Annotated in this window: 25 protein-coding genes; 19 read left to right on the top strand and 6 right to left on the bottom strand. The window is 58.0% G+C overall.

Annotated features, from left to right (window positions below; all coding sequences use genetic code 11):
* Nucleotides 1-18 precede the first annotated feature (18 nt).
* Entirely contained in the window at nt 19-1,422 is a 1,404-nt protein-coding gene (gene leuC / locus FN806_RS14495) for a 3-isopropylmalate dehydratase large subunit (protein ID WP_142638382.1), read from the bottom strand.
* A 52-nt stretch (nt 1,423-1,474) separates the two neighbouring features.
* Nucleotides 1,475-1,573: an isopropylmalate isomerase gene (locus FN806_RS14490; RefSeq protein WP_246097255.1), complete on the bottom strand. Its 99-nt coding sequence runs from the start codon at nt 1,571-1,573 to the stop codon at nt 1,475-1,477.
* A 102-nt stretch (nt 1,574-1,675) separates the two neighbouring features.
* Between FN806_RS14490 and FN806_RS14485 the strand changes: the two genes are divergently transcribed.
* The 4 genes from FN806_RS14485 to FN806_RS14470 all read left to right on the top strand — a co-directional run bounded on the left by FN806_RS14485 (nt 1,676) and on the right by FN806_RS14470 (nt 4,555).
* Nucleotides 1,676-3,028 (top strand): mechanosensitive ion channel family protein, encoded by a 1,353-nt coding sequence (locus FN806_RS14485; RefSeq protein WP_142638378.1) that lies wholly within the window; start codon nt 1,676-1,678, stop codon nt 3,026-3,028.
* Nucleotides 3,029-3,190: 162 nt separating this feature from the next.
* A complete protein-coding gene (gene rsfS, locus FN806_RS14480; protein WP_142638376.1) occupies nt 3,191-3,553 on the top strand; it encodes a ribosome silencing factor in 363 nt (120 codons plus the stop codon).
* 44 nt (nt 3,554-3,597) lie between these two features.
* Nucleotides 3,598-4,068 carry a 23S rRNA (pseudouridine(1915)-N(3))-methyltransferase RlmH gene (gene rlmH, locus FN806_RS14475; protein ID WP_142638374.1) on the top strand — a complete coding sequence of 157 codons (471 nt, stop codon included), beginning with the start codon at nt 3,598-3,600 and terminating at the stop codon, nt 4,066-4,068.
* Nucleotide 4,069: 1 nt separating this feature from the next.
* Complete coding sequence (locus FN806_RS14470; RefSeq protein WP_142638373.1) at nt 4,070-4,555, top strand: flavodoxin family protein; 486 nt, start codon at nt 4,070-4,072, stop codon at nt 4,553-4,555.
* A gap of 2 nt (nt 4,556-4,557) precedes the next feature.
* On the opposite strand, the gene FN806_RS14465 is transcribed toward FN806_RS14470, so the two are convergent.
* The 3 genes from FN806_RS14465 to FN806_RS14460 all read right to left on the bottom strand — a co-directional run bounded on the left by FN806_RS14465 (nt 4,558) and on the right by FN806_RS14460 (nt 6,365).
* The gene (locus FN806_RS14465) at nt 4,558-4,905 is read right to left on the bottom strand and encodes a hypothetical protein (protein WP_142638371.1); all 348 of its coding nucleotides are present in this window, start codon (nt 4,903-4,905) and stop codon (nt 4,558-4,560) included.
* Between the two features lie 190 nt (nt 4,906-5,095).
* A complete protein-coding gene (locus FN806_RS20740; protein WP_271950893.1) occupies nt 5,096-5,230 on the bottom strand; it encodes a hypothetical protein in 135 nt (44 codons plus the stop codon).
* A gap of 424 nt (nt 5,231-5,654) precedes the next feature.
* Entirely contained in the window at nt 5,655-6,365 is a 711-nt protein-coding gene (locus FN806_RS14460) for a DUF599 domain-containing protein (protein ID WP_142638369.1), read from the bottom strand.
* Nucleotides 6,366-6,447: 82 nt separating this feature from the next.
* Between FN806_RS14460 and FN806_RS14455 the strand changes: the two genes are divergently transcribed.
* From FN806_RS14455 to FN806_RS14430, 6 genes are all read left to right on the top strand, one after another.
* The gene (locus tag FN806_RS14455; protein ID WP_142638367.1) at nt 6,448-7,896 is read left to right on the top strand and encodes an FAD-linked oxidase C-terminal domain-containing protein; all 1,449 of its coding nucleotides are present in this window, start codon (nt 6,448-6,450) and stop codon (nt 7,894-7,896) included.
* 21 nt (nt 7,897-7,917) lie between these two features.
* Complete coding sequence (locus tag FN806_RS14450; protein ID WP_142638365.1) at nt 7,918-9,018, top strand: FAD-binding protein; 1,101 nt, start codon at nt 7,918-7,920, stop codon at nt 9,016-9,018.
* 4 nt (nt 9,019-9,022) lie between these two features.
* Nucleotides 9,023-10,345 (top strand): glycolate oxidase subunit GlcF, encoded by a 1,323-nt coding sequence (gene glcF, locus FN806_RS14445; RefSeq protein ID WP_142638363.1) that lies wholly within the window; start codon nt 9,023-9,025, stop codon nt 10,343-10,345.
* Between the two features lie 106 nt (nt 10,346-10,451).
* Complete coding sequence (locus FN806_RS14440) at nt 10,452-11,243, top strand: trypsin-like serine peptidase (protein ID WP_185956711.1); 792 nt, start codon at nt 10,452-10,454, stop codon at nt 11,241-11,243.
* 38 nt (nt 11,244-11,281) lie between these two features.
* On the top strand, nt 11,282-12,055 hold the full coding sequence (locus FN806_RS14435; RefSeq protein WP_246097254.1) for a trypsin-like serine peptidase: 774 nt from the start codon (nt 11,282-11,284) through the stop codon (nt 12,053-12,055).
* 122 nt (nt 12,056-12,177) lie between these two features.
* Nucleotides 12,178-12,645 carry an Hsp20 family protein gene (locus tag FN806_RS14430; RefSeq protein WP_142638359.1) on the top strand — a complete coding sequence of 156 codons (468 nt, stop codon included), beginning with the start codon at nt 12,178-12,180 and terminating at the stop codon, nt 12,643-12,645.
* 122 nt (nt 12,646-12,767) lie between these two features.
* Here FN806_RS14430 and FN806_RS14425 read toward each other — a convergent pair whose 3' ends face one another.
* A complete protein-coding gene (locus FN806_RS14425; protein WP_142638358.1) occupies nt 12,768-14,243 on the bottom strand; it encodes an NAD-dependent succinate-semialdehyde dehydrogenase in 1,476 nt (491 codons plus the stop codon).
* 258 nt (nt 14,244-14,501) lie between these two features.
* Here FN806_RS14425 and FN806_RS14420 point away from each other — a divergent pair, with 258 nt between their 5' ends.
* The 9 genes from FN806_RS14420 (at nt 14,502) to FN806_RS14380 (ending at nt 22,243) form a co-directional block, all read left to right on the top strand.
* A complete protein-coding gene (locus tag FN806_RS14420) occupies nt 14,502-15,581 on the top strand; it encodes a coiled-coil domain-containing protein (RefSeq protein ID WP_142638356.1) in 1,080 nt (359 codons plus the stop codon).
* Nucleotides 15,578-15,862 (top strand): hypothetical protein, encoded by a 285-nt coding sequence (locus tag FN806_RS14415; RefSeq protein WP_142638354.1) that lies wholly within the window; start codon nt 15,578-15,580, stop codon nt 15,860-15,862. Before FN806_RS14420 ends, FN806_RS14415 begins: the two co-directional genes overlap by 4 nt.
* A complete protein-coding gene (locus FN806_RS14410; RefSeq protein WP_142638352.1) occupies nt 15,859-16,977 on the top strand; it encodes a hypothetical protein in 1,119 nt (372 codons plus the stop codon). Before FN806_RS14415 ends, FN806_RS14410 begins: the two co-directional genes overlap by 4 nt.
* Nucleotides 16,978-17,057: 80 nt before the next feature.
* Nucleotides 17,058-17,432 carry a hypothetical protein gene (locus FN806_RS14405; RefSeq protein ID WP_142638350.1) on the top strand — a complete coding sequence of 125 codons (375 nt, stop codon included), beginning with the start codon at nt 17,058-17,060 and terminating at the stop codon, nt 17,430-17,432.
* Nucleotides 17,429-19,363, top strand: a complete 1,935-nt coding sequence (locus FN806_RS14400) for an AAA family ATPase (RefSeq protein WP_142638348.1) — start codon at nt 17,429-17,431, stop codon at nt 19,361-19,363. The genes FN806_RS14405 and FN806_RS14400 overlap by 4 nt, the downstream gene beginning before the upstream one ends.
* Nucleotides 19,360-19,986 (top strand): hypothetical protein, encoded by a 627-nt coding sequence (locus FN806_RS14395; RefSeq protein ID WP_142638346.1) that lies wholly within the window; start codon nt 19,360-19,362, stop codon nt 19,984-19,986. Before FN806_RS14400 ends, FN806_RS14395 begins: the two co-directional genes overlap by 4 nt.
* On the top strand, nt 19,983-21,320 hold the full coding sequence (locus tag FN806_RS14390) for a DUF6638 family protein (protein WP_142638344.1): 1,338 nt from the start codon (nt 19,983-19,985) through the stop codon (nt 21,318-21,320). Before FN806_RS14395 ends, FN806_RS14390 begins: the two co-directional genes overlap by 4 nt.
* A gap of 1 nt (nt 21,321) precedes the next feature.
* The gene (locus FN806_RS14385; RefSeq protein ID WP_142638342.1) at nt 21,322-21,588 is read left to right on the top strand and encodes a hypothetical protein; all 267 of its coding nucleotides are present in this window, start codon (nt 21,322-21,324) and stop codon (nt 21,586-21,588) included.
* 10 nt (nt 21,589-21,598) lie between these two features.
* The gene (locus tag FN806_RS14380; protein ID WP_142638340.1) at nt 21,599-22,243 is read left to right on the top strand and encodes a DUF1523 family protein; all 645 of its coding nucleotides are present in this window, start codon (nt 21,599-21,601) and stop codon (nt 22,241-22,243) included.
* Nucleotides 22,244-22,292: the final 49 nt, after the last annotated feature.

Below are 22,292 nucleotides of genomic sequence, written 5' to 3'. Positions count from 1 at the left end.
TCCAGTTATGAGGGCAGCTTACATCAACTCGCGGACGTCTGTCAGCCGTCCTGTGATTGCCGCTGCGGCAGCCATTGCGGGGCTTAGCAGGTGGGTGCGCCCGCCGCGGCCCTGACGGCCTTCGAAGTTGCGGTTCGAGGTCGCGGCGCAGCGCTCGCCCGGTTGCAACTGGTCGGGGTTCATCGCCAGGCACATGGAACATCCCGCCAAACGCCATTCGAACCCGGCCTCTTTGAAGATCTCGGCCAGACCTTCTTCCTCGGCCTGCGCGCGGACAAGGCCTGAACCAGGCACAACCATCGCCCGCATCCCGTCCTTGATCTTTTTGCCCTTCAGAATCTCGGCAGCGGCGCGCAGGTCCTCGATGCGGCCGTTGGTGCAGGACCCGATAAAGACGGTGTCGATTTCGACGTCGCTGAGCTTCTGACCGGCTTCCAGACCCATATATTCGATGGACCGGCGGGCCGCATCGACTTTGCCACCTTCGAAATCCTCGGGGTGAGGCACGGATGCAGTGATCGGCAGCACGTCCTCGGGGCTGGTGCCCCAGGTGACGACCGGCGCGATGTCTTCGCCGCGCAGGGTGATGACCTTGTCGAAATGCGCGTCTTCATCGGTGAACAGCGTTTTCCACCAGTCCATCGCCGCTTCCCACTGGGCCCCTTTCGGCGCGTGTGGGCGGCCTTTGACATATTCGAACGTGGTCTCATCCGGGGCGATCAGGCCAGCGCGGGCGCCGCCTTCGATTGCCATGTTGCAGACGGTCATGCGGCCTTCCATCGACAGATTGCGGATCGCTTCGCCGCAATATTCGATGACATAGCCGGTGCCACCAGCGGTTCCGGTCTCACCAATCACAGCCAGAGTGATATCCTTGGCGGTCACACCCGGCTGCAATTTGCCGGTGATTTCCACCTTCATGTTTCTGGATTTCTTCTGGATCAGGGTCTGCGTGGCCAGAACGTGTTCAACCTCGGACGTGCCGATGCCATGGGCCAGCGCACCAAACGCTCCATGAGTCGCTGTGTGGCTGTCGCCGCAGACAACGGTCATGCCGGGCAGGGTCCAGCCCTGTTCGGGGCCAACGATGTGCACGATGCCCTGGCGAACGTCATTCACCGGGTAATAGTGAATGCCGAAATCCTTGGCGTTCTTGTCGAGTGCTTCGACCTGAATGCGCGACTCGGGGTTTTCAATGCCGTTCACGCGATCCGGCGTGGTGGGCACGTTGTGATCCGGTACCGCGATGGTCTTTTCCGGCGCGCGCACCTTGCGACCCGCCATGCGCAGGCCTTCGAATGCCTGCGGGCTGGTCACTTCGTGGACCAGATGGCGGTCGATATACAGCAGGCAGGTGCCATCATCGGCTTCGTGCGCGACATGGGCATCCCAGATCTTGTCATAGAGTGTTTTGGGGGACATCGGTCCTCTCCCGTATGTATTGAGATTTAGCTGGCGAGTGGCTGGACGCCGTTTATAGGCGGGCCAGAACCGTGCGGGCGGCCCCAAAGAACCGTTCACGCAGTCGCGTGTGGTCTTGCAACGTAGGTGCTGGGGTCAGATTGAGTCTCATGCGCATCAGATATATCGCGTCAGTCCGTCAATCAAGGCGCAATCCTGCGGCGGGCTTGCATCATGCGTCAACGCTGTCCAAGCTGGCAAGCAGGAGACGTGCATGAACCCAGACCTGATACCCAGTTCGCTGTCTGATCTGTATCAGACCATGATCGAGGCCTTTTCCCTGCAATTCGATAGACTGGTCGATCTGGTCATTACACCGGGCTGGCGTCAACATCAGCTGGTCATCATCCTGGGTCTCTGGGCGCTGGCCTATGTGTTGAAGCTGGTTACGCAGGGCCGATGGGAGGCCTGGGCCCGTGCCCGCTCTGGTTGGCCCAAATGGCGGTTGCGCACGCTGATCCAGCTGATGCAACGTCTGACGCTTGTCTATTTCGTCACGCTGTCCTGGATGCTGTATCTGGTGATGCAGCAGATCACCTGGCCATCGCGCAGCTATATCATCGGGGTGGTAGCAACTTTGGCTACCGCTTGGCTGGCGATTGCGCTAGTGGCCCGTCTGGTCCGAAACCGGACGCTGCGGCGAATTTTCAAATGGGCAATGTGGGCCTATGCGACGCTGATTGCGCTGAACTTGACCGATGACGTCGCCGGGTTTCTGGATGGGGTGGCGATCTCGATCGGGGATCTGCACCTCTCGGCGTTGGGTATCCTCAAGGCGCTTTTGCTGATTGGCGTGTTGTTGACGCTGGCCCGTCTTGGCACCGGTGCTGCTGAACGTGGCCTCAAACGCAATGACGATATCTCGCCGTCAATGCAGGTCTTGTTGGCCAAGGGATTACAGGTCGTCATCTATGGCGCCGTCTTCATGGCCGCCATTCGGACGCTGGGCTTTGACTTGACGGGTATTGCGCTGTTGTCGGGGGCCATTGGCGTCGGCATCGGCTTTGGTTTGCAGAAAGTGGTGTCGAATCTGATCTCGGGCATCATCATCCTGATGGATCGGTCGATCAAACCGGGCGATGTGATTTCGCTGGGCGACACGTTCGGCTGGATCAACGCGCTGGGCGCGCGCTATGTCTCGGTGGTCACACGGGATGGGCGCGAATACCTGATCCCGAACGAGGATTTGATCACCAATCAGGTGGTGAACTGGTCGCATTCGGACCGGTTCGTGCGGCTGGATCTGACATTTGGCACAAGTTACACGGATGACCCCCATAATGTGCGGGCAACGGCAATCCATGCGGTTAAATCTGTCGAGCGTGTGCTCAGTGGCAGCGGACATGACGCGGTTTGCCATATCACCGGCTTCGGCGACAGCAGCGTGGACTATGTGCTGCGGTTCTGGATCAGCGATCCGACCAAAGGGCTGACCAATATACGGGGCAATGTCTATCTGGCGCTGTGGGACGCATTCCAGGCCGAAGGCATCTCGATCCCCTTCCCGCAGCGAGAGGTGCGCGTGCTGAACGACGACACCGATGCGCAACAGCTTGCCACCGACTAAGCAAACGTTGCGGCCCTTTGACCCCGTGTTCATTGAAATGTTGCAATCTCCTTGCTACCTTATTAGTACCCCGGCGCCGGGATATCATGGCGCGCAGCAAAGGAGGACTATGTCCTGTCTCTACACACTCAGGCGGGTTTGCCCGCCGAAGATGGGGCCAACATGATGGCCCACTCTCAGTCAATCAGCGACAAGCTGCTTGAACGTATCCTTTCCTCACTTTCCGATGACAAGGCCGAAGACGTCGTGCAGATCAACCTGCAGGGCAAGTCGTCCGTCGCGGATCACATGGTTATTGCCTCGGGTCGGTCGACCCGTCAGGTCTCGGCCATGGCGGAAAAGCTGACGGATCGCATCAAGCAGGAATTCGGTTTCACCTCGAAGGTCGAAGGCAAGGATGCCGGCGACTGGGTGCTGATCGATACGGGCGACGTGGTCGTTCATATCTTCCGCCCCGAAGTGCGTGAATTCTATCAGCTGGAAAAGATGTGGCAGCCTGCGGGCGGCAGCGCCTCGGCGAACTGAGGCGCTATCCCGGCCTGCATTAACGGGTCGGCGGCGAGAGAGATATGCGGATCAGCATAGTTGCGGTCGGGCGATTGCGCGCCGGACCCGAAAAGTCCCTGCTTGATGATTACCTGACCCGATTTGATCGGACCGGCCGCGCGCTGGGCCTTGGGCCTGCGCGGGTGATCGAGGTCGAAGACAAGAAAAACGCAGGGATTGGGGCCGAGGCCACATTGCTGCGCAAGGCGCTGCCCAAAGGCACCGTAATCTGCACGCTGGATGAACGGGGGCGGGTGATGTCCTCGCCCGATTTTGCACAAAAACTGGGAGGTTGGCGTGATGCGGGGCGGCAGGATCTGGCGCTGCTTATTGGCGGTGCCGACGGAATAGACCCTGATCTGCGCGCCGAGGCGGATTTCTCCATCTCTTTCGGGTCCATGGTCTGGCCCCACATGCTGGTCCGTGTGATGCTGGCCGAGCAACTTTATCGGGCCGCAACCATCCTGTCGGGCGGTCCCTATCACCGGGTCTGACATGGCGCAGCTATTGATCGTTTACCATTCACGCACCGGCGGCGCCCGGCAGATGGCCGAAGCTGCTGCCGAAGGTGCGCACGATGAGGCCGACACCGTTTTGAAGCCCGCAGAGCGGGCCGGACCCCAAGATCTGCTGGCCGCAGATGGCTATATCTTCTGCGCACCCGAAAACCTGGCGGCGATTTCGGGCGTGATGAAAGAGTTTTACGACCGCTGTTATTATCCGGTTCTTGGTCGCATCGAAGGTCGCCCCTTTGCCCAGATGATCTGTGCCGGGTCCGACGGGCAGAATGCGGCACGACAGACGGCCCGAATTGCAACCGGATGGCGGCTGAAAGAAGTTCAGTTGCCGTTGATCATATGCACCCATGCACAAACGCCCGAGGCGATCCTAGCCGAAAAACGCATCCCCGAAGAAGCACTGCAGACATGCCGCGACTTGGGGCAGGCGATGGCCGCAGGGCTGGCGTTGGGCGTATTCTGAGGTCAGTTCAGCGGCACAACAATGGTTTCGTCTGCCCAGCCATCCACGCTGCAACGGGCCTGTATCTGGACCTGAGATGTACCATCAGGAATTGCCACCCCGCCCAGCGAGCGGGTAAAGGGCTGTTCCGTCTCATGCGGGTGATGCAACACACGCATCCCCAGCTCATTCCCGTCCATATCCAGCACACGCCAGCCATCGGCATAGTGATCCCATCCGGTGTCCGGATGCCGGATCGTCACGTCGAAACGCCAACTGCCACCGCTGGACGAGGCGTTGACCTGCTCGATCGTTGGCGGATCGGCTAGGGTGGGGCTGGCCAGAAAGGTGCAGAGAATCACATATCGCATGTTTCGATCCTAAACTCTTGGCGGTATAGAGCTTCGCTCTAATAGAATCAGCTCCCGGCCGAAGTCTATGGAATTGCCCACTGCAGCAAGGCTTATATTTGGAAGCATATTTTTGATGCAAGCTATGCAAGGTGAAACAGACAGTTATCGGAGCGTGTCTAGAGCACGAATTGAGCGTTCGATTCTCAAGCTACTGAGACCACTTGAACTTGCCAGTTTGTTTACCGTTCATGTCGTGAAAAGTACCCTTTCCACTGGGCTTGAACAAATAAACGACCCCGAATTCCTTGAAGACGACCTGCAGACCGTTCTTGGTCTTTGTCATCGGATTGTTTACCGGCGAAGTATTAGTGTCTCGCAAGCACAAACCACTGTTGGATTTACAAGATACGATCTGCGGACTGTAAGGCCCTCCGTTCTTTGAGTGCCAGTCGGAAGTTACCGTAAGTCTGGACCCTGCCGCGATATCCTGAGCCAAGGCCGGTGACATCGAAGTCAACAAAGTTATTGCTATGCCTACGAACACTTTTTTCATGGAACTATCTTTCTTTAAAAAATTTGAAGCATCTTGGCAGATTTGAGTTAACTGTCAAATCTTGTCGGCAAGGATAATGCTACTCGGCTGCTCAGGACTCAGATCGGACAATCGTTGCGTGTTGACCAAAAGCTCGCTTCGACCCACATGAAAACCTGCTGGCAAAAAGTAAGAACCAAAAGCCGGGCGTCAACGCCACGGCGATGGCATGGGGTCACGACTGCGTGTTGCCAACCTGCGCCATCAAGATCGCGCGGGATTGCGAGGCGAATTCGCGTCGGTAAAGCAGGCCTGCAGTGATAACTGTGCCGACGATCAACGCGAGTGGCCCCAGAAACCATGCAAGCAAGGCCAGTGCGAAATAGGTAGAGCGCAGCCCGCGGTTAAAGCTGCGGGCGGCGGTGACACAGATCTCGGCCGATTGCGTGGCGCGGGGATAGGCGATGGGATTTTCGGGCTCATTCGGGACCGCGGCCATCAGTACCGCGCAATAGCCGAACAGACGATGCGCCCAGACATATTTCAGAAAGGCATTGGCCAGCAGCAGGACGACGGCGAGTATCTTGATCTCCCACACCAGGGCTGGAAAGCTGCCGATGGCCAGATCACTGGCGACACCGGCCAGACGCTCGGTATTGCCCAGCAGGGCCAGGCCACCACCGATGGCAATCATCGTGGTCGAGGCAAAGAAGGTACTGCCTTGCCGCATCGTGGCCACGACCTGCGCGTCAAACATCCTTGGCTGGCGTGTGACCATCTCGCGCATCCAGTCGCGGCGATACTCATCCATCATCAAGGCCACTGACCGCTTCTTTGGCGACGGGTTTTCGATCATCCACCCAAGGCACAGCCAGGCCCCCATCATCAGCGTTATGGCGGCAAAATCCAAAGGGGCAAACAGAGCGGCGCGGTCAATCCAGGTCATGGCCGTGACAGTACTTCCGGAAGTCGGAACTTGCCATACTGACAAATTGGTAATATTATTTTACCAAACCAAGGAGCCTGCCATGGAAATGCCAAAGCCAAGCCCTGATGTCCTGCGTCGCAAAGATGCGGTGGTGGCGCGCCTGTCGGGGGTTCTGCCGGACGACGCGATCATTCATGACCCGGCCGAGACACGCGCCTATGAATGTGATGCTTTGACCGCCTATAGATGCCCGCCGATGCTGGCGGTTTTGCCTTCGACCACGCAGCAGGTCTCGGATATCTTGCGCATTTGCCATGACGAAGGCGTGCCGGTGGTACCGCGTGGTGCGGGTACGTCGCTGGCCGGGGGGGCGCTGCCAACAGCTGATTGCGTCATACTGGGCGTGGCGCGGATGAACGACGTGCTGGAGGTTGATTATGACAACCGATTCATCAAGGTCCAGACTGGGCGCACCAACCTGAGCGTCACCGGCGCGGTCGAGGAAGAGGATTTCTTTTATGCCCCCGATCCGTCGTCGCAACTGGCTTGCGCGATTGCGGGCAATATCGCGATGAATTCCGGCGGGGCGCATTGCCTGAAATACGGGGTAACCACGAACAACCTGCTGGGTGTGACCCTGGTGATGATGGATGGCAGCGTAGTCGAAATCGGTGGCGCTCATCTGGACGCGCCGGGTCTTGACCTGCTGGGGGTGATCTGCGGGTCCGAAGGGCAACTGGGCGTCGTCACCGAGGCGACCCTGCGCATCCTGCGCAAGCCAGAAGGCGCACGGCCCGTTCTGATGGGGTTTGATGACAATGAAATCGCAGGCCAATGCGTTTCGGACATCATCAAGTCCGGTATCTTGCCTGTCGCGATTGAGTTCATGGATCGCCTGTGCATTCAGGCCTGCGAAAACTTTGCGCATGCCGGGTATCCGGAATGCGAAGCATTGTTGATTGTCGAGGTCGAAGGCTCGGAGGCCGAGATCGACAGCCAGCTGGCCAAGATTGTCGAGATTGCAAAACGCCACAATCCGGTCGAACTGCGCGAGAGCCAGTCGGCGGATGAAAGCGCCCGGATCTGGTTGGGCCGCAAATCGGCCTTTGGCGCCATGGGGCAGATGAACGACTATATGTGCCTGGATGGGACCATCCCGGTATCGGCGCTGCCCGCCGTATTGCGCCGGATTGGTGAGCTGAGCGATGAGTTCGGCCTGCCGGTTGGAAATGTATTCCATGCCGGCGACGGGAACATGCACCCTTTGATCCTGTTTGATGCCAACAAACCCGGCGACCTCGAAAAATGTGAGGCGTTCGGGGCGGAAATCCTGAAACTTTGTGTGGATGAGGGCGGTTGCCTGACCGGCGAGCACGGTGTGGGAATCGAAAAGCGCGATCTGATGCATCATCAATATGCCCCTGCCGATCTTGAGGCGCAGATGGCGGTTAAAGATGTGTTCGATCCAGGATGGTTGCTGAACCCGGCTAAAGTGTTCCCGCTGGACGCCTCCGAACCGCGTCGCAACCCGCAAATAGCCGAAAAATAGGCTCTAACAAAGAGATATATGATGAAACCCACGTCCGAAACTGAACTGGCCCAGATGGTTGCCGGACTTACAGGCGCCGTGCGTATCACAGGCGGCGGCACTCGTGGCGTTGAGGGTCCCGGCCAAGTGATTGAAACCGGCGGGATGACAGGCATCACACTGTATGAACCCGGCGCCTTAACGCTGGTTGCGCAGGCCGGAACACCGCTAGCCGAGGTTGAGGCCGCATTGGAGGCCGAGGGCCAGCAACTGGCCTTTGAGCCGATGGACCATCGCAGCCTGTTGGGCACCCAAGGCGAGCCGACCATCGGCGGTGTGGTTGCCGCCAACATCTCGGGGCCGCGCCGCATTCAGGCAGGCGCATGTCGCGATTTCTTGCTGGGGGTGCGATATGTCGATGGCACCGGGCAGGTGATCAAAAGTGGCGGGCGGGTGATGAAGAATGTCACTGGCTATGATCTGGTCAAGCTGATCTGTGGGTCCTGGGGAACGTTGGGCGTGCTGACCGAAGTGTCGCTGAAAGTCCTGCCCAAGCCGGAACACACAGCAACGCTGTCAGTGACCGTATCTAATGCAGAAGCAGCGATAAAAACGCTGTCCGCAGCGCTTAGATCTCCGTTCGAGGTCACTGGCGCAGCTTATGACCCGGAGTGCGAAAAAGCCTTTGTTAGGGTCGAAGGATTTGCGGATTCCGTCGCTTACAGAACCGAGAGGCTGACATCCGAACTGTCTGGGTTCGGCCAGATCGCAAATGTCGATGAACCGGCAACGCTGTGGACGGCGACCCGCGATGTTCACGCGTTCCGGGGCAAGGCTGGCGACGTGTGGCGTCTGTCTGTCACGCCCGGTGACGCCCCGATGATCGCGGCGCGGGCCGAGGCTGAACAGGTGTTCTACGACTGGGGCGGCGGTCTGATCTGGCTGCGCCTTCCTGCGGGAACCGATTTGCGGGCGCGACTTGGCACTTTTTCTGGTCATGCAACCCTTGTGCGCGGCGATGCGGAAACGGTCGAGCGGCTGGGCCGGTTCCAGCCTGAGAGTGTAGCTATACAGGCTCTAATAAAAGGCATTCGGGCGAAATTTGATCCCCGAGGGCTGTTTAACCCGGGGCTGATGGGGTAGGGCAATGCAGACAGATTTCACCGAAAAACAGCTGCAGGATCCGGCGACCCAGCGCTCGAACCAGATCCTGCGCAGCTGTGTTCATTGCGGCTTTTGTACCGCCACTTGCCCGACTTATCAGGTGCTGGGGGATGAGCTCGACAGCCCGCGCGGACGGATCTACCTGATCAAGGACATGCTTGAGAATGAGCGTGTCCCGGATGAGAAAACCGTCAAACATATCGACCGCTGCCTGTCCTGTTTGGCCTGCATGACCACCTGTCCGTCGGGCGTTCACTATATGCACCTGGTCGATCACGCGCGGGAGTATATCGAGCAAAACTACAAACGCCCGCTGACCGATCGCCTTCTGCGTTGGGTTCTGGCGCAGATTCTGCCCTATCCGACGCGGTTTCGCTGGGCCCTGATCGGGGCCAAGCTGGGCCGTCCCTTCCGGTTTCTGATGCCGGATGCGCGGCTGCGGGCGATGCTGGAGATGGCACCAAAACATATCCCTCCGGTCAGCCGCAACGATGACCCGCAACGCTTTGCCCCTAAAGGAGCGCCGAAAAAGCGCGTGGCACTGATGACAGGCTGCGCCCAAAAGGCGCTGAACACGGATATCAACGACGCCACGATTCGCCTGCTGACCCGGCTGGGCTGCGAAGTCGTTGTGGCCAAAGGCGCGGGATGCTGTGGTGCGCTGACCCATCACATGGGCAAGGTGGCTGACAGCCACAAAGCGGCGGCGGCCAATATACAGGCCTGGACCAGAGAGATCGATGGCCAGGGGCTGGATGCCGTCGTCATCAACACTTCGGGTTGTGGTACGACCGTCAAGGATTACGGGCACATGTTCCGAAACGAGGCTTTGGCGGCAGATGCCGCGCGGGTTTCGGCGATTGCCATGGATATCAGCGAATTGCTGGTGCAACTGGACCTGCCCGGAGGCCAGCACAAGGGCATGACCGTCGCCTATCATGCCGCTTGTTCTTTGCAGCATGGGCAAAAGATCAAAAACCATCCCAAAGACCTGTTGAAGAATGCGGGTTTCACCGTGTTAGAGCCTTCAGACAGCCATCTGTGCTGTGGCAGCGCCGGGACCTATAACCTGATGCAGCCCGAAATCTCGGGTCTGTTAAAGCAACGCAAGGTTCGGACGCTTGAGGCTAAGAACCCTGATGTTATCGCTGCAGGCAATATAGGTTGCATGATGCAGATCGGTTCGGCCACGCAGATACCTATTTTGCATACGGTCGAGCTGTTGGATTGGTCCACAGGCGGGCCGTTGCCGCGTGCGATGCAGCAGGGTCATGAGATGGGAACGGCCGTGCCGATCCTGCGTTAGCTGCCTGATGCAGGGCTGCATCAGATAGAACGGGAAACGTACCGGCCCTATTTTCGCCGTACACGACAGCTATGAGTATGCGCTGGAAGCAACGCCGGAGAACCGCTTGAAAAACTGGATCAAGGCTTTTGCGCTGGCACTCATGCCGATGGCCGTACTGGCGCAGGATAGCGGGCTGAAAAGTCTGGACACCACCGATGCAGGGCGAGCCTGGATGGCTGTCGGGCGCTTGAATATTGACGGCGAAGCATTCTGCACCGCGACGCTGATTGCGCAGAACCAGGTGCTGACGGCAGCGCATTGTCTTTATGATAAGGCCACAGGCCAACGTATTGACCTGTCTAAGGTCGAATTTCTTGCCGCCTGGCGTCTGGGTCGGGCATCAGCCTATCGTGCGGCGCGCAGGGCGGTGATTCACCCCGATTACTTTTACGACGACGAAACCCCGACCAACCGGATCGGTAGCGATATTGCGCTGATCGAGCTATGGCAGCCAATCCGCAGTACCTCGGTCATTCCATTTGATACCGGCGATCGGCCCGTTCGCGGACAGGAAGTTGGGGTTGTGTCCTATGCGAAGGACCGCGCCGAGGCGCCATCATTGCAGGAGGTCTGCTCGGTCGTGACCGGCGTTTCCGAGGTTCTTGTCCTGTCCTGTGATGTCGAGTTTGGATCCTCCGGCGCCCCGGTATTTGCGTTCGAGGGCGAAAGACCACGGATCGTCTCGGTCGTGGCGGCCAAGGCGGAATTCAATGGCGAGCCTGTGGCCATAGGTACCGCGGTCGAGGTTTCGTTGCCTTTGCTGCGGAGTGAACTGTCCGCCGGGCGCGGATTCAGCGGCTCGGACACCGGCGATTCGGCAAGCCGTCATATTGGCGCCAGGTTCGTCCGGCCATGATGCGATTTTGGGCAAGCCTGTTTTTATGCCTGGCTATGATGACAACGATGTCCCAGGCGCAAAGTGCAAAACGCAAACTCACCGACCGCGATGACCTATATGGCTGGGAGGCCGTCGGCCGCCTGGATATCGGCGCCGAGGGGTTTTGTACGGGTACGTTGATCGCACAGGATCTGGTACTGACCGCGGCCCATTGCGCCTTGGACAAAAGAACCGGTCAACCCTATGGGCCAGGGCAGGTAACCTTTCGGGCAGGGCTAAGCGACGGAACTGCGTTGGCAGATCGCAAGGTGGTGCAGATCGCGGCACATCCGGATTACACACGTTTCGCTCAACTGTCGCCCGATGCCGTGCGCGTTGATGTCGCGTTGATGCGGCTGGATCAACCGATCCCCTATTCCGTGGCCGATCCCTTTGCGTTGCATAACGGGCGCGTGGCGGGGGATGAGGTCAGTCTTGCATCGTATGGTCGGGGCCGATCGAATGCGATTACGCGGGAACGGTCCTGCAAAATCCTGCAGCGCTATCAGGGCCTGATCACATTCAACTGCGACATTACCTTTGGGTCCTCGGGTTCGGCTCTGTTGGCGCGAAACGGTCCGCGCTGGCAAATACTTTCAGTAGTCTCTGCAGTTGGTACGGATGGTCGGCAGAAAGTGGGATTCGGTATGGAATTGCAGGAAATTGTGGCCGATCTGAAGGCGACTCTGCGCCGGGATGCCCCTAAACCAAAGGCGACAATAAAGCGATTGCAGGTGGGATCAGGCAAGTCGGATACCGGTGCGAAATTCATCAGCTCCGGAGGGGGTTGAACTCGGCCAGAACGTTTCCCATGTCAAATGTATCGGGTCGCCGCAAACGGGGCCTGAGACAATCGAACGCCCGTCCGATCGGAGGGCATTACGTTCATCGCTCAAACATGAGGATACGACATATGCGTACATTTGACTTTGCACCGCTGCACCGCGCCACTGTAGGTTTTGACCAGATCGCTGACATGATGGATCGCGTTCTGACCAATGATGTGGCTCAACCCAGCTATCCGCCCTACAACATCGAAAAAACCGATGTCGACACCTATCGTATCTCGGTTGCTGTTGCCGGTTTTTCCGAGGCCGATCTTTCGGTCGAAGTGAAAGAGAATTCGTTGGTCGTCGCCGGTAAGAAAACTGCGGAAGACAAAGATCGCAGCTATCTGCACCGCGGCATCGCCACCCGCGCGTTCGAGCGCCGTTTTGCCCTTGCCGACCACGTTCGTGTTACCGGTGCCAGCCATGAGAACGGCATGCTGAATATCGATCTCAAGCGCGAGGTGCCCGAAGCCCTGAAAGCCCGCCGGATCGAGATTTCGTCCAGCAAGGCCATCGAAAAGGATGTGGTTGACGCCAAAGCCGTAAACTGAGGCAGTCAGTCACCACGCCGCGGTAATCGTTCCTCTCTGGATTACCGCACCATGCGCCCCGCGTTCCTCCAGACGCGGGGCGTTGCCTTTACGGCCATCTGTACAGCGAAGGTTTGGGCGGATCAGACCGACAGGCAGATGTATTTCATCTCCAGATAGTCTTCCATGCCATGATGGCTGCCTTCGCGGCCCAAGCCGGATTGTTTGACGCCGCCAAACGGGCCCAACTCGGTTGAGATGATGCCGGTGTTCACACCAACGATCCCGTATTCCAGCGCTTCGGCCACTTTGTAAACGCGGCTGAGATCCTTGGCATAGAAATACGAGGCCAGACCAAAGATCGTGTCATTGGCCATGGCGATCACGTCGTCTTCATCCTCGAACTTGAACAGCGGTGCCAGCGGGCCAAAGGTTTCGTCCTGCGCCACCAGCATGTCCTGCGTCACACCGGTGACAATGGTCGGCTCAAAGAAGGTGCCGCCCAGATCGTGCGGCAGGCCACCGGTCAGGATTTGGCCGCCTTTGTCGGTTACATCCTTGATATGTTCCTGCACCTTTGCAACGGCGTCATCATTGATCAGCGGTCCGGTGGTGATGCCTTCGTTCAGGCCGTCGCCGACGTTCAGAGCCTCGACCGCAGCCTTCAACTTGGCAGCAAACGCGTCATAGACACCGGCCTGCACATAGATGCGGTTGGCACAGACACAGGTCTGGCCGTTATTGCGGAACTTGCACATCATCGCGCCTTCGACGGCGGCATCCAGATCGGCATCGTCAAACACGATGAACGGCGCATTGCCGCCCAGTTCCATCGAGCATTTCATCACCTGTTCCGCCGCCTGCCGCAGCAGGATGCGCCCCACCTCGGTCGAGCCGGTAAAGGTCAGCTTGCGCACGCCGGGGTTTTCGCAGAACTCCTTGCCGATTTCGCTGGCGCGCGACGAGGGCACCACGTTGAACACACCGGCGGGGATGCCTGCCTGCTGGGCCAATGCGCCCAGAACCAGCGCCGACAAGGGTGTCTCGGCGGCAGGCCGGGCGACAAAGGCGCATCCGGCTGCAAGCGCCGGTCCGGCCTTTCGCGTGATCATCGCATTGGGGAAGTTCCAGGGCGTGATCGAGGCCGCAACGCCGATGGGCTGCTTCAGCACCATGATGCGTTTGTCGCGCTGATGACCTGGAATAGTCTCGCCATAAACGCGCTTGGCCTCTTCGCCGAAAAACTCGATGAACGAGGCACCATAGCCGATCTCACCCACGGCTTCGGCCAGCGGCTTGCCCTGTTCGGCGGTCAGGATCTTGCCCAGATCCTCGGCGTTTTCCATCATCAGATCGTACCAGCGGCGCAGGATCACGGCGCGTTCCTTGCCGGTCAGCTTGGCCCATTCCTTTTGCGCGGCCTCGGCCTGTGCGATGGCACCTGCAACCTGCGCGCGGCTCAGGTCGGCGACCTCGGCGATCACGTCGCCCCGCGCAGGGTTGGTGACGGAAAACGTCCCATTGTCACCATCGACCCACTGGCCGCCGATATAGGCCTTGGTCACCAGCAGATCGGGGTTTTTCAGAATGGATTTCAGGTCGGTCGTAGTATCCAGCATGGGTCGGACTCCGGCAGAAAAGGGTTTGCGCGCACCCAAACAGGTGGCGTCGCATTTGTCTATGTCCACTCGGCGGTCAGGATCAATCCAGATTTGATCAAATTCATCGTTGCAGAGTGCAGATATCTCGCCTGCGTGGCCTATCTTTTTCGATACGAAATTGTAAAAGTCTCGGTGATTTGAGGGCTCAAGGGGATGTAAATGAACATAACATTCCCTATCTTATTGGGTAAATAAAGAAAACAGGGGACAGCAGAGATGTCGAACCAGCAATTCGAAGCGTTAATTGAAGAAACACAGACGAAAGTGCGCGAAAGCCAGTCGCAGATCCAAGGACTGACCTCGCGGATTGAGGCTGCGCGGGCCAAGATCGGTACGGCCGAGGCGGATATCGATATCGAAAACGCCACTTTGGAAGATGTGCACGCCCATACCGAAGTCATGAACGCCAATATCGCCGAGCTGATCATGGGTCTGGATGACGTCACCAGCGCGTTCTCTAAGGATTTTGACGAGATGCGCTCAAAATCCGGGTGGGAGACGTTTGTTGGCATCTTCTCGAAGGGTAAATCTGAATCGATGCGGCAGGAGCGGATGCGCACAGCCAGTATCGACGACAAGCTGCAGGACCTGATCGCCAAATCCGACGTGATCGTGAAACTGCTGGAAGGGCAGCTGTCGGTGCTGGAAGAACAGCGCGTGAAGGTTGAAAACAACCTGACCGGCACGCTGGACGACCGTGAGGGCACCGTGGCCGAGCTGGAGGCATTGCGCGCCGAAATTCAGGGCATGGACCCGACAATCATCACGTTGGAGAACAAGATCAGCGTCGAACAAGACGCCGCCGCGCGCACCCAGCTGGAGACCGAACTGGCTGAGCTGAACAAGCAATACAACGCCAAGGTTCAGGAAGAGCAGGTCAAGCTGGCCAAGTCGCAAACGCTGGAGCGTTATATCGAAAAGGGCAAGACCTGGGTCGATTCCCTGCAAAACCAGGCGGCGACGCAGATGGTGCTGATCAACAAGCTGCAGACAGACACGCAGCAGCGCGTGGTGCTGTATGACGCCCTGACCAAATCGCTGAAAACCGCGCAGCAGCAGGACGTGGCCCACCGCATCAACGAGATCGGCGTGCAGACCGACCAAGAGGCGCAAACCGCCATGGCCTCGATCGGCACCGCGACCAACCAGAAAATGGCCGACATGCTCGAGGCGCATGAGGACCACATGGTCTTTGCCCGCGACGTGCTGGAGAAAAAGGCCAAGGCAGATGAACGCTTTGCCCGCCGGTTTGCCTCGATTGTCGAGAAGCATGACAAGAATTTGTATGGTGGGTGAGCCAGACGGCGGATTTCGACGTGGCAAAAGACGTAGTTCTTCTACTCTTAAAAATGCTGGCGATGTGTGCCTGCCTTTCGGTGGTTATCCTCTTAGTATTTTTCGTTTCCCAGAAGCTTTTTGGTGAATACGAATTCTTGTTCCTGTTAGTGAACCTAGCTGTTGGGCTCGTTAGTTTTTGCGCCCTTCTATATTCGATTGGGATGCTCAAAGAAGAAATGCAGAAAATCGAAAGGAAACATCGCCCGTGGCTCTTCGATAGGTTTGGGATTCGCAAATGACTGACCCAACCCAAGACCATATCGGCTTGACCGACACCTTCGCCTCGCGCCGCTATTTTCGCAAATTCGAGGTGATCACCGTCCACCTCCTGCGCGTGGCCGCGACGATGGAGGCTGAGGGCGCGATCAGCAAGCAAGAGGTGCGGATCGTGTCGCGCTACCTCTCGGGGCTGCTCTTCACCTTCCGCGCGCTATCCATGAAATACCTGCTGGTCGGGCGCGATACGGGGCGGTTCTTTGGAAGCCTCGCCATGGACAAGCGCGACAGTGGGTTTCCGGTGGCGGCCGAGCTGCTGACCATGGCCAACGATGCGCAGCAGGCGCAGATGCATCTGGCGAATATGCCGTCCGAGGATGAGCTGAAAACCGACATGGTTCGCACCATCATCAGCGACCGGGAGATCCCGACCAAGCTGCAATTCGCGCTGTCCCAAAGGCTCTATTACGAGGAATTGCTGAAGGGTGAGCTGTTCTGGGCCCGCAATGATCCCGAATGTCACTGGATTGGCAATGAGGGCGAACGGCGCAGGTTCCTGATCCACTGGGCCGTCTATGACAGCCAAATAAACCTGCCGGTCATCTACCTGATGGAGTTGGAGGATTCGGGGCGCACGGCCCTGCCCAAAGATCAACGCCGCTGGCCCGAAGTGCAGGCGCATCTGATGGCGCAATCCTTGGGTGGTCTGAAACTGGTGACCATTGCCAAAGGCTTTGATCAGGATTTCGACGACCTGCATCCCAAACACCTGCGCCGCATTCATGTGGGGCCAATGTATTCCTCGGCCTTTACCGAGCAATCCGGCCCGCTGCGGCAGGTGCTGGAGGATGCGAAATCCCCTGCGGGTCAGGATTGGGCATTGGCCTGGACCACTGAAGCGCTGCGAAGCGAGGATGTGATTCAAGAACGCTCAGGCTGGTTCGGGACCGTAGACCGCGAGGTCTTTGCGCTGGACCCATTCGGCGGGCAGGGGGCCGAGACGGGGGCGACGCAAACCGAACGCTCGATCATTCTGCCACAACGCCCGTTCCAGGTACTGGCCGAGCGCAACCCGCCGGGTTTTGGTGACGTGCGCACGTTCGTCGTCAGCAAGACCGGGCAGGTGTTGAGGTATTGAGTTTGAGAACAGCGATATTCCTAACTTTTGCAGTTGCTGGCTGCGCAGAGCTAAACCCATTGGCCGAGGAGGCTCTCTCGATGGGTCTCGAATACAATGTAAATTCGGCTGAATTCGAAATGTTCCTAGAAAAGCGAGGCTTTTCAGAAGGTGAAGTGCAGCAGAATGGAACAGATTCAATACTATTTTCCGACTGCTTTTGGAGATCAAGGCTAGTCAACCCAATGAGCGCCAACGTGGTTGATGTTTGCAGGGCAGAAAATGGTGACTTCGAAGTCGACTACTTTTTAGCTCACAGCGGCTCGAGTTACAGGGTTCAATATGAAAACGCTTCGGAGCAACTGCGAGCAATGTGCGGTTGGGGAAAAGCTGATTTCTTCGTGAAAGACGGCGGCGAAATTTCAGTTCATTGCAACTTAAACTCCGATGATTACAGTTGGGAGTATTTTAGATGAGTTTGACGTCAGACCAGATGGAATTGCGCGAAGACGATATTCGCAAGCACTACACCGCGGCCACCGCTTTGCTGAACGGGTTCGAACACGCCCCGCGGATTGCCAAAGCGGTTGAGTCCGCGGTTGAGAGGTCGCCGGGCGTCTCCACAGGTCGGCGGTTTCGGTCTACCACGCCGGGTCTGGTGACACGGCGCACTGTGCGGGCCGACGGGGTGCATCTGGTGGAACGGATTGAGGCGTCTGATGATGGCGATACGCTGGTTTCTCCGCCGCAGGCCACCACGCAACAGGCTATTCGTCGCGCCGTCGCCATCGCTCTGGCCGTGTCTGAGGCCTATGCCGAACAAACCCCTCTGGCCGATCTAAAACGTGCGAATTTGGCCGGGGATTTGCCCGCCGCGCGCAAGACCGAATTCTCGGAACTGCTGACGGCCGAGGCGCTGATCACCTCGCACAGTTTCGGCAATGCACTGGCCTATTTGATGTCCTCACATCTGGGCGAGACCACAGTTGATGTCGGGGAAATCGAAGAAGTTCTGGCCGACAATGGCCAGCTTGCCCTGCACGGCGCGCTGTGGGAGCTGGACCAAACCCTCGCCAAACACGCGCCCGATGATGCGCATTTGATCGCGGCCACCAGCGCCTATGCCGAGCAACTGATGGACAAGGCTGCCCTACGCGCCCAATCCGCCGGCCATCTGGCCCCATTCCAGAACGCCGCCTGGCATATAGAGGCTGATGATCTGACGATCCGAGGGTTTGAGCCAGCGTCCAAAGCCAAATCCACCACCCTGACCATGACGTTCAAGAAACCGAACGAGGTGGTCGGCAACCATATCGCCAAGTATCAGGCGATGAAGCTGGCCAAGATGGTGATGGCCTATGATTTCGACCGCCGCCTGAACCCATTTGCCGAGCTTGGCGGGTTCATCTTTACCTTCATGGGCGACGGTAAACCGGGCACCGGCAAGACCACCCTGATCCAGATGATGGCCGGGCTGATCAACGACTATTGCCAGAACGCGGGCTATCCGTTCCGCTATCAGAACCTGAGTACCGACAATATCGACAGCTATCAGGGCAAATCCGGCCAGAACGCCAAGGCGTTTATCAACACGATCATCGACCCTTCGGTCATCGGTTTCGGCACCATCGACGATATCGACCAGCTGGCAGGCAAGCGCGGCGACCGACAGTCCTCGGCCGGGCAGTTGGAAATCACCGCCGTGCTGATGGAGAGCTTTGCGGGTGCCAACACCGTCGTGCGCGGCAACTGCACCTTTGGTATGTTCTCGAACTACCCCGAGAATGTGGACGACGCGCTGCGCCAGCGTGCGGGCGCGCGGTTCCTGGTGGACGGGCCGCAAACGCGCGAGGATTACATCGATATCCTGCACCTGCTGATGGGCCGCAACCACGACATCCCGCTGGGCGAGCACGAAGCCTATGCCGCACAGGAGATCAAAAAGGCCGTCGCCGCCAGTTTCGAAAGCCATTCCCGCCCGCATGAAGAGGCTCTATTGCAGGTCTATGATCGGGTTCAGGGCCAGATCGGTCAGATGGATACGATTGCCAAGATGGGGGCGTATCTGAAGGCTATCCAACAGGCGGATGAGCGGTTCACCGGCCGCGCGATCAAGAACATCACCGACGCGGTCAAGGTCCGCGCGATGGATTTCGAACTGCCCGACGAGTGGATGGAAAACCCCGACCTGTTCCTGTTCCGCGACTACGACACCAAGAAGGCCATGATCGAGGACCTGCGCCAGCCGATCACGGTCGAGATGGTGATGCAAGAGATCAATCGCTACGCCGACAGCGAGTTCCGCTATGCCGACAAGAGCGACGAGGTCGCCATCGAAAACGCGGTGCGTGAGATGGGCCGGATGGAAGAGGCCAAGCGGCGGTATCTGGAGGGGAAAGGCAGATGAGTGCTGAAGCTTGGGCTGCGTTGGCTAACACTGTTATGGCGGGCGCTGCCGTTGCGGCAGCAATAGCCGCATTTCGAGGCTTGAGCACCTGGAAGAACCAAAACATCTGGACAGCCGACTCTGATCTGGCGCGCCGCATCATGATTGCAACATACCGATACCGCGATGCGCTTTATTCGGTTCGCCACCCCGCTAAGTCGAACTCTGAATTGCGGATCGACGAGGCTGAAGCCGACGGATTGCCAGATGCAGAACTACGTCGGCGAGGAGTTATCAACGCTTACGCAAAACGTTGGGAACGCCACTCGGAAAAACGAAACGAACTCGACGCTTTGTTGCTAGAGGCAGATGCAGTCTGGGGAGAAGATTTGTCCAAACTCTTTGAACCTCTAAAGACACTTGAACATGAGCTATTTGTCTACATTAAGCTTTTTCTGGACGCTAACTACTACGGGGATACTGAATTAGCGAAGTCCTATCGAGAAATCTTAGGAGAGAAACGCGATATCCTTTATGACCGCTTGGATGATGAGAAGGATGTATACCGGCAAGATTTTTTGAAGGCTTTGAAGCCGGTTGAAGTATTCGTCCGAGGAAAACTGGGCAGAGAGCAAGTGTCATGATCCGCCTCATCGAAAAAGGCCTGATGTTTGGCAATCTCGTCCACATCTCCAGCCCGGCTCTGGTCGAGCGGTATAACCGCGCGCTGCAGCATCTGGCGGGCAAGACCACGGAGCTGACGGATTTCCATGTCGATATCTCGGGCTATTCGCCAGAGGTGGGGATCGAGCTGGAGGACGAGCTCTACCTCAACCCCAACGGGGTCAACCGGCAGTTCATCCTGCTGACGACCGAGCAGAAGCGTGCGCCTCTGCTGAACGTCAAATTCTCGACCTCGCGCGAGATCCTGCGCGAATTCATCGAAATGAACGAAGCGCAGCTGTTCGCTCTGACCGCCACCGATGCGGTGGCCGGAGAACTGGTGAACTCGGTCATCAAGCTCAGCACCCCGCGCGATCTTTTCAACATCCAGAAGATCGAGATTGAGGCCGATACTGCTGGCGGCACCCTACGCAAGGCTCAGCAACTGGCAGGCATGGTCGAGCAGTTCAAAACCGAAGAGGACGCCTGGTTCGATGATGTGTTGATCGCAAAGATGATCGAAACGGCCAAGGAAACCGGCGATGTCACCCGCAACCCGGTCCACCTGCGCCACACTGCCTTTGAACAGCGTAATTTCTGGACCGCGCATTTCGGCGGGCTGTATCTGTTTCCAGACATGGATCACCCGGCGGCGATCTGCATGGGTGAAAAGCCCGACGATCTGAACATCAAATACACGTTTGACCCGTCGCAGCGGAACCAGATCGCCAAGTTCCTGGACTATAACGACCTGGTCGAACCCATCGTCAAGGCGCGCGGCGTGGATGCTGCTGCGATCCTGCAGCAAAAGATGGACTTCCTGACCGTCGACGCGGCCGCTGATGCCGGGGTCGATCTGACTGGCCTGAACCGCAGTGATATGCGTCGGCTGGCGCGCACCCACGCGGATCGGTTGCCAGAGGCCTATCATGGGCTGGCGCAGCTATTGCGTTGGGCGACGGATGGCGGGCGGTGGCCCCGGATCACCTCGGATCATTCGGCGTATTTCTATACGCTGCGGGCCGCCGATACGCCGAACCGTGATCTGGTGAACATGCTGCTGGCCGAATTGGCCCCACTGGACCCGCGCCAGATGTTCATCTGCCACAAAGAGCTGTTCTATAGCACCTACAAATCCTGGCCCGAGGCCAAGAAGGCCTATGTTGCTGATTTCCTCGCGCGTGAGTATCAGGTGGACAAGGCGGGTGCCCGCGCTGCCCTGTTCGGACATGAGCCGGATATGAGCGGTCGAGACAGGATCAGCGAAACTGTTATCGCCCGCGTTGGGCCCTGGGGCGCGTTAGGAAAGGATTGAAATGTTCGGAGCGATGCGCCTGTTTCTGATCCTGCTGGTCATCCAGACCGTGGCCTATTTTGCCCTGTCGCTGTATTCACGCAGTGTGCGTCGCCGCAGGCTAGAGCATTGGTGGGACGAAAAGGGCAAAACCGGAGACAAGGCAGCCTTTGTCGCACGTGGGCTGCACGTCTATGACAATTCGTTCCGGCGCAAATTGATCCTGGGTGTCTATGTTGTGCCTTGGGTAGCGATCGGGTCGCTGATCTACATTGTGAACTACATGTGAGAGGTAAAGCATGGCCTATTTGAAATGGGCATTCATTCTGATTTTCTGGGGAACGGTCGCCGTAGTCCTTCAGTATTCTCTGCCGCAACGGGATGTGGTTCGGATCGTCAACACTTATGAAGAACGGCAGGACCTGAACGACTGGACCCGGATCTTCTGGTCCGAGCCCGATGATCAGTCGGCCAGCCTGTCGAACCGGGATGTACAGTTCATTCAGGCCGTACGTGCCAATGGCAAACCGATTGTGTATCGCAACGAAGATACCAGCTGGGGTTGGCCGCCCTATTTCAAATTCGACACTGCCAATTTGTATACCGAAGCCAATGACGCGATCTCGGACAAAAACGACCCGGACTGGGTTGCCGTGACGCATTATGGCTGGCGGAATGAGTTCATGTCGATCTTTCCCAACGCTGTCTTTATCAAACATGTCGATGGTCCGGATGCGCGTCTGATCCCTTGGTTCAACATCGTCTTCCTGACGGTCTTCTTTGCGATTGTCTGGGCAATCTGGGTGCGCTGGCGCAGGTTCCGCCAGGCGCGGATCGATCCGATGATCGAGAGTGTCGAGGATGGGTTGTATGCAACCGGCGACGCCATCGGTGAACATCGCAACCGATTCCGCAAATGGTTGGACAGTTGGAAATCAAAGTGACGTGAATTCCCGGCGGGTCTTGGGGCTGTGCGCCTACCGCCGGGATAGC

This window comes from Ruegeria faecimaris, from assembly GCF_900182615.1.
Taxonomy (GTDB): Bacteria; Pseudomonadota; Alphaproteobacteria; order Rhodobacterales; family Rhodobacteraceae; genus Ruegeria; species Ruegeria faecimaris.
Note: the sequence above shows the minus strand (reverse complement) of the source record. Positions and strands in the feature narration are given on the sequence as shown.

Bases quoted from the DNA above. Each gene is read 5' to 3' on its own strand.
- FN806_RS14490 (WP_246097255.1), bottom strand. From the start codon at position 1,573: ATGAGACTCAATCTGACCCCAGCACCTACGTTGCAAGACCACACGCGA.
- FN806_RS14460 (WP_142638369.1), bottom strand. From the start codon at position 6,365: ATGACCTGGATTGACCGCGCCGCTCTGTTTGCCCCTTTGGATTTTGCC.
- FN806_RS14470 (WP_142638373.1), top strand. From the start codon at position 4,070: ATGGCGCAGCTATTGATCGTTTACCATTCACGCACCGGCGGCGCCCGG.
- FN806_RS14395 (WP_142638346.1), top strand. From the start codon at position 19,360: ATGAGTGCTGAAGCTTGGGCTGCGTTGGCTAACACTGTTATGGCGGGC.
- FN806_RS14450 (WP_142638365.1), top strand. From the start codon at position 7,918: ATGAAACCCACGTCCGAAACTGAACTGGCCCAGATGGTTGCCGGACTT.
- FN806_RS14410 (WP_142638352.1), top strand. From the start codon at position 15,859: ATGACTGACCCAACCCAAGACCATATCGGCTTGACCGACACCTTCGCC.
- FN806_RS14455 (WP_142638367.1), top strand. From the start codon at position 6,448: ATGGAAATGCCAAAGCCAAGCCCTGATGTCCTGCGTCGCAAAGATGCG.
- FN806_RS14435 (WP_246097254.1), top strand. From the start codon at position 11,282: ATGACAACGATGTCCCAGGCGCAAAGTGCAAAACGCAAACTCACCGAC.
- glcF (WP_142638363.1), top strand. From the start codon at position 9,023: ATGCAGACAGATTTCACCGAAAAACAGCTGCAGGATCCGGCGACCCAG.
- FN806_RS14465 (WP_142638371.1), bottom strand. From the start codon at position 4,905: ATGCGATATGTGATTCTCTGCACCTTTCTGGCCAGCCCCACCCTAGCC.
- FN806_RS14425 (WP_142638358.1), bottom strand. From the start codon at position 14,243: ATGCTGGATACTACGACCGACCTGAAATCCATTCTGAAAAACCCCGAT.
- FN806_RS14430 (WP_142638359.1), top strand. From the start codon at position 12,178: ATGCGTACATTTGACTTTGCACCGCTGCACCGCGCCACTGTAGGTTTT.
- FN806_RS14380 (WP_142638340.1), top strand. From the start codon at position 21,599: ATGGCCTATTTGAAATGGGCATTCATTCTGATTTTCTGGGGAACGGTC.
- FN806_RS14390 (WP_142638344.1), top strand. From the start codon at position 19,983: ATGATCCGCCTCATCGAAAAAGGCCTGATGTTTGGCAATCTCGTCCAC.
- FN806_RS20740 (WP_271950893.1), bottom strand. From the start codon at position 5,230: ATGACAAAGACCAAGAACGGTCTGCAGGTCGTCTTCAAGGAATTCGGG.
- FN806_RS14485 (WP_142638378.1), top strand. From the start codon at position 1,676: ATGAACCCAGACCTGATACCCAGTTCGCTGTCTGATCTGTATCAGACC.
- rsfS (WP_142638376.1), top strand. From the start codon at position 3,191: ATGATGGCCCACTCTCAGTCAATCAGCGACAAGCTGCTTGAACGTATC.
- FN806_RS14400 (WP_142638348.1), top strand. From the start codon at position 17,429: ATGAGTTTGACGTCAGACCAGATGGAATTGCGCGAAGACGATATTCGC.
- FN806_RS14405 (WP_142638350.1), top strand. From the start codon at position 17,058: ATGGGTCTCGAATACAATGTAAATTCGGCTGAATTCGAAATGTTCCTA.
- rlmH (WP_142638374.1), top strand. From the start codon at position 3,598: ATGCGGATCAGCATAGTTGCGGTCGGGCGATTGCGCGCCGGACCCGAA.
- leuC (WP_142638382.1), bottom strand. From the start codon at position 1,422: ATGTCCCCCAAAACACTCTATGACAAGATCTGGGATGCCCATGTCGCG.
- FN806_RS14420 (WP_142638356.1), top strand. From the start codon at position 14,502: ATGTCGAACCAGCAATTCGAAGCGTTAATTGAAGAAACACAGACGAAA.
- FN806_RS14385 (WP_142638342.1), top strand. From the start codon at position 21,322: ATGTTCGGAGCGATGCGCCTGTTTCTGATCCTGCTGGTCATCCAGACC.